Origin of the sequence: Nostoc sp. FACHB-888 (assembly GCF_014696655.1) — a bacterium.
Taxonomy (GTDB): domain Bacteria; phylum Cyanobacteriota; class Cyanobacteriia; order Cyanobacteriales; family Nostocaceae; genus Nostoc.
The window spans coordinates 1-4,596 of sequence record NZ_JACJQM010000275.1; the positions used below are offsets into that span (position 1 = coordinate 1).

9 protein-coding genes are annotated in these 4,596 nt (G+C 44.1%); all 9 read left to right on the top strand.

Translation table 11 applies throughout. From position 1 onward, the window contains the following. Positions 1-81 precede the first annotated feature (81 nt). Positions 82-969: a hypothetical protein gene (locus H6G26_RS38880; protein WP_190737133.1), complete on the top strand. Its 888-nt coding sequence runs from the start codon at positions 82-84 to the stop codon at positions 967-969. 112 nt (positions 970-1,081) lie between these two features. Beyond that, positions 1,082-1,540 carry a DUF1392 domain-containing protein gene (locus tag H6G26_RS38885; RefSeq protein WP_190737135.1) on the top strand — a complete coding sequence of 153 codons (459 nt, stop codon included), beginning with the start codon at positions 1,082-1,084 and terminating at the stop codon, positions 1,538-1,540. A gap of 43 nt (positions 1,541-1,583) precedes the next feature. After that, positions 1,584-2,480 carry a hypothetical protein gene (locus tag H6G26_RS38890; protein ID WP_190737137.1) on the top strand — a complete coding sequence of 299 codons (897 nt, stop codon included), beginning with the start codon at positions 1,584-1,586 and terminating at the stop codon, positions 2,478-2,480. Between the two features lie 283 nt (positions 2,481-2,763). Beyond that, complete coding sequence (locus H6G26_RS38895; protein ID WP_190737139.1) at positions 2,764-2,967, top strand: hypothetical protein; 204 nt, start codon at positions 2,764-2,766, stop codon at positions 2,965-2,967. After that, entirely contained in the window at positions 2,964-3,284 is a 321-nt protein-coding gene (locus H6G26_RS43515; protein ID WP_242054314.1) for a hypothetical protein, read from the top strand. The genes H6G26_RS38895 and H6G26_RS43515 overlap by 4 nt, the downstream gene beginning before the upstream one ends. 154 nt (positions 3,285-3,438) lie before the next feature. After that, the gene (locus H6G26_RS43520) at positions 3,439-3,666 is read left to right on the top strand and encodes a hypothetical protein (protein WP_242054315.1); all 228 of its coding nucleotides are present in this window, start codon (positions 3,439-3,441) and stop codon (positions 3,664-3,666) included. Continuing rightward, the gene (locus H6G26_RS43525; protein WP_242054316.1) at positions 3,654-3,953 is read left to right on the top strand and encodes a hypothetical protein; all 300 of its coding nucleotides are present in this window, start codon (positions 3,654-3,656) and stop codon (positions 3,951-3,953) included. Before H6G26_RS43520 ends, H6G26_RS43525 begins: the two co-directional genes overlap by 13 nt. Positions 3,954-3,999: 46 nt before the next feature. Then, a complete protein-coding gene (locus H6G26_RS43530) occupies positions 4,000-4,257 on the top strand; it encodes an alpha-ketoglutarate-dependent dioxygenase AlkB (protein WP_347242591.1) in 258 nt (85 codons plus the stop codon). A gap of 117 nt (positions 4,258-4,374) precedes the next feature. Beyond that, a partial coding sequence (locus H6G26_RS38910; protein WP_242054317.1) for a helix-turn-helix domain-containing protein occupies positions 4,375-4,596 on the top strand: 222 nt, incomplete at its 3' end.

Consider the following 4,596-nt stretch of genomic DNA (forward strand, 5'->3'; position numbering starts at 1 on the left):
GTAGTGCTACCATGTGAATAAAGAAAGCGCTACCGACGGTCAATCTGAAGCGCTTTCCGTCCCGTTAGGAACTGATTTATTATGACTCACATTATCTACAGCCATCAACAGCTGCAACTGAAATCCATTGCTCGGCTCAAGCAAATTTACAGCGAAATCGCTTGTACAACCGAAGTAAGCGACAAACGCTGTAAGGATGCCTGGATTTCCGCCATTGTTAATTATCAGGCAAGCAAGATTGAAAAAATCGCCCCTGCTGCCCCCGACAACCAAGCCCTCGCCCAAGCCGAATTCGACAACTACATCGCAACCCAAGCCCAAGCCATAGCTCCCGAACCCCTCACAATAGTCGAAATCTCGTTTGACCATCATGAATATTACGCTGGTAATCAACTGATAGCCAGCATCAGCCATGACGATAACCACTTAACGCAACGCTGGGTAGTCATGGTCAACGACAAAGAAGTATTTCGTGCCAGCACTCTAATGCGTTGCGATCGCTTCATCTGCACTCACTACAAAGATGGTTCATTACCTGTGCAGGATAAAGAAGCAACACCCCTCACGACCGAAAATCAAATCATGGCGCATATCTTCAACGAGTGCCAGAACTACAACAATTCGCAATTCGCAAGTCGCAATTCGCAATTAAATGCCATAACTAAAAGTGAAAAGCCTTACACCTGTAATGATTCAATCATTAATTCTCTTGACAATTGCGAATTGCGAACTGCGAATTGCGAATTGCTTAGTAACTGGTGGGTGAAGAGGCGTTATTCACGTCAGCAGCAGTATTCTAACTCCGTGTTTGATGCTGTGCGATCGCTGTCGATGGTGGATACATCGCTGGCTGAACCAGTTCACAAATACTTGCAATCCCGACCCTTAGAGCAACTGACTACTGAGGAATTACAGCAGCTTTTCAACCATGAAGTGCGATGGCAACTTCAAGAATTAGTCACAGTGTAAAGCCTCCTGTGGGCAGTAGTGAAAATTGCTGCTCACTTTTAGGTATTTTTTGGGCGTTATTTTCCAAACATTGCCGAAGATTTTTAGGTTATTAATCCCAGGGAAGAAAAGCATGATTGACCATATTAATGCACTTCAAACAAGTTGGTATCTTTCCCCACCTTGGGGACAAACAATTCCATCCGTTGAGGTGAATTTACTGGAGAGAGTTTACCTGCGAACCAACAGAACATTTGGCTATTGCTGCGGTATGCAATGGAAGCATGAGTGCTGGATTTATTCAATTGACTGCCGTAATGAAATACTCCACGCCACACAAAACCAAATCATCGGGACGGGAGAATTAGAAGCCATCAAAGTGCAAAAACCTGCTTTTGTTCTGGGCGAAAGAGTGATGCTCTGTTCTCACGATAGGGGAACAAAAGAACGGCTGATTTTGGGAATTGGGCTGGTGAATAATTCTTGGTTTTACCTTATTGAATTGATGTCGCCAACCTTAACTCAATCACGGACTATATCGAATCGTTTCTCGCTGGTTGGTGAAAAAAGTTTGGTGCGTGTGAATGTCTAATTCTCTTTAGTCAACTACGAAAAATTATCAGCCAACTAAAGTTATGTCACAAATCGAAATCGCTGAAATCATCGAACAGATAAAACAAGAGATTCAAATCGACGCTAATGGTCAGGGTAAGGCCAGTGTTCGGGCAGCAGCCAGATTAGCAAATGTTAATGATGCTGGATTGCTCAGAAGCCTCAAAACTGCTGCTGATATTTCTCGCTCTAAACTGGCTGAAAGGCTTATCTATAAAGGCTTTGAAGGTGCTGAGATTAAATCATGGTCTGAGTCCGGTATTCCCGATGTCGCTGTAGCAACCATACTTCATTATTACGGCTATGAAGCTGGTAAGAGATGTACCGCACAAGCAAAATTAGCCTGTGAAGCTTTTGAAAGCATTGGTGTTCGTGCCTGGATTCAAGATTTATTGGGGTGGACAAAACCCGCCACTCAACCACAAGAACAACCCTCCACACCAGCCCTCCCCCCAGTTGAACAGCGATTGCATACTCTTGTCCTGGCCATGAAAACTTTAGCTGAGTTAACCGGTGGCAGACTCAACCCGTACATGGAACAGCAATTCAAAGACTATGCTGGGAATCTTCTGGCAGAACACGACAGAAAATTGTTAACCCCTTCAGAAGAACGCTGGCTTGGCGTAGTCAACTTTGCAGAGAGCGAACTTGGAAAGAAAGTCCCCCTGAGTGGCGCTCACTACCGGGGACATCTTGGGACATGGGTTCGCACGTTTTACCCACAATTGGGCGATCGCCAAGAAACGCGATTGGTTAACGGTGTGCAACAGCCCATCTATGTCTACGCTTGCCACGAGCCGACTGTTGCGGCTGGGCTGACCAAAGCTATAGAAGAGTTCTTTGCTCATCCCAGTCCTGGTGCAGCGCTAAGGCAGGCAGGTGCTTTCGCTAGCAAAAAGGAACCAGCGCTGGCTAAATGAAAGCGAACGCTTCCACCACAGAAACGTTCGCTAACTAAAGATGGAAGTTTTTGCTAAAGCATCAAATATCACCAATAACATTAAAAGTTTCTCTTTCACGTAGTCAGGCAACTACCAAACTTCTGACATGATCCGTTACAAAGATGACTGCTCTAGCAAATAATACACATCTCAAGAAAGTATCGTCACTTCAATATTTCTAACAATCAAAATAAAAAGCGATTGCCGCTCAATAAGTAACAATCGCCACACAAAGATACTCCTTACTTTCAGGATAACGGATATGAAAGTCATTGTTACATTAGTTGAAAAAATCACATCAGAAGCTCACATTGATATTCCCAATGGGTTATCAAAAGCAGCAATTAAACAGCATATAACAGACCGCTATAACAGTGGAGAAATGCAAGCAGATTTGAATATTTACCAAGTAGATTTTGAATCTATCAGCGCCAAAATTGTCAAACAAACTGGAGAGAGTTTATGACTGTTGCACAACTGCTCACACCACAACCGTACTCTCCTAAATCGACAGGAGAAGCTGTTAGTAGACATCCATTAAACTTCTACGAGTCTCCATCATGGTTCACAACTGAACTACTGCGCCATGTGAAATTGTCTGGTGTCATTGGTGAACCTTGTGTGGGAATGGGAGCGATCGCTTTTTTGTTGAACGTGTGGCCTCATACAGAACATATCTGGACTAACGACATCGATCCGAACAAACAGGCACATTTTCACTACGATGCAACAGTATCCGTAGTCATGGGATTCTTTACCAGAGTGCGACTGGATTTGTACTAACCCACCATACGCAGAATTTGCTGCGCCAATCATAAAAAATGCCTACCAGAAAGCTCGTGTAGGTGTTACCGCATTCCTACTAACCAGCTTTCTCGAACCCTGTGATGATCGGGCGGATTTCTTACAGCAGCACCCGCCGTCACTTGTCATCATCATGCCACGCTTCTGTTTTCGCAAGGATAAGAGGGGTACTCGTTGGGCTACCGATAACGTTACCATCTCGTGCTTTGTCTGGGACAAACGTGCAACAGGGCAGCAAATTATTATTCGTCCCAAGTCGGCGATCGCTGGATTTTACAAGAACCCTGAGCAGGCTATTTCACAGGAACGGGCAGAAGAAATTATTCAAGCGATTGCCAAAGGAGAATTATGCAACAACTAACTTTATTTCCCGAATCTGTTCCTACTTTACCAGTCAACTATTATCCAGAATTTTTGAACAAGGAAGAAGCCGACGAACTCTACCAACATTGCCAAGAACTGCAATGGCAGCAAAACACAATCAGAATGCTGGGTAAAACGATGTCTGTTCCGCGCTTAGAGTGTATTTATGGCGATGAAGGCTGTGATTACCTTTACTCCAAAAGTGTATTACTTAAACCATTGCCTTGGACTTCAGCGCTAGCTCAACTGCGAGATAGGATTACTGCTGCTACTGGCTACAGCTAGCTTCCGTATTGTCATCGGCAATCAGTACAGGAGTGGCCAAGATTCGATAGGGTGGCACTCCGACAATGAACTATCGATGGGATTTAACCCTGCGATTGCTTCCATCAGTCTGGGTTCGATGCGGAAGTTTCAGATTAAGCCTATCGGGGGTAAGTCTACTGATTTTTGGCTGGAACACGGGAGTTTACTGGTGATGCACCCAGGTTGTCAATCAACACATCTGCATCAAGTACCGAAAACCAATAAGGTTGTCAGTACACGAATTAATCTGACATTTCGCCCACACGTAGGGGGCAAGAGATGAGCAAATTCATAAATTGTATGAACAATACCAGTATCAACGCTTAGTTGGTGAATGGTTTTCTTTTTCTGATGCGGATGTTGAACAACTAAGTTTAGGTATGAAACGGAGGTTTAAGATATGAATACAACAAGTGATCGCAAAGAGTTTTTACCCGTTGTTCCATCTTACTTTGATGAGTACGGGCTGGAGCCAATGGAATATCGCTTATATTCCCACATCGTCAGACGTGCTGGTAAAGACAGCTGCTTTGAATCTATCCCTAACATGGCTCGAAGCTGCTTGATGAATGAAAAAACTGTCCGAAAATCATTGCGGGTTTTAGTTGCTGCCAGATTAATC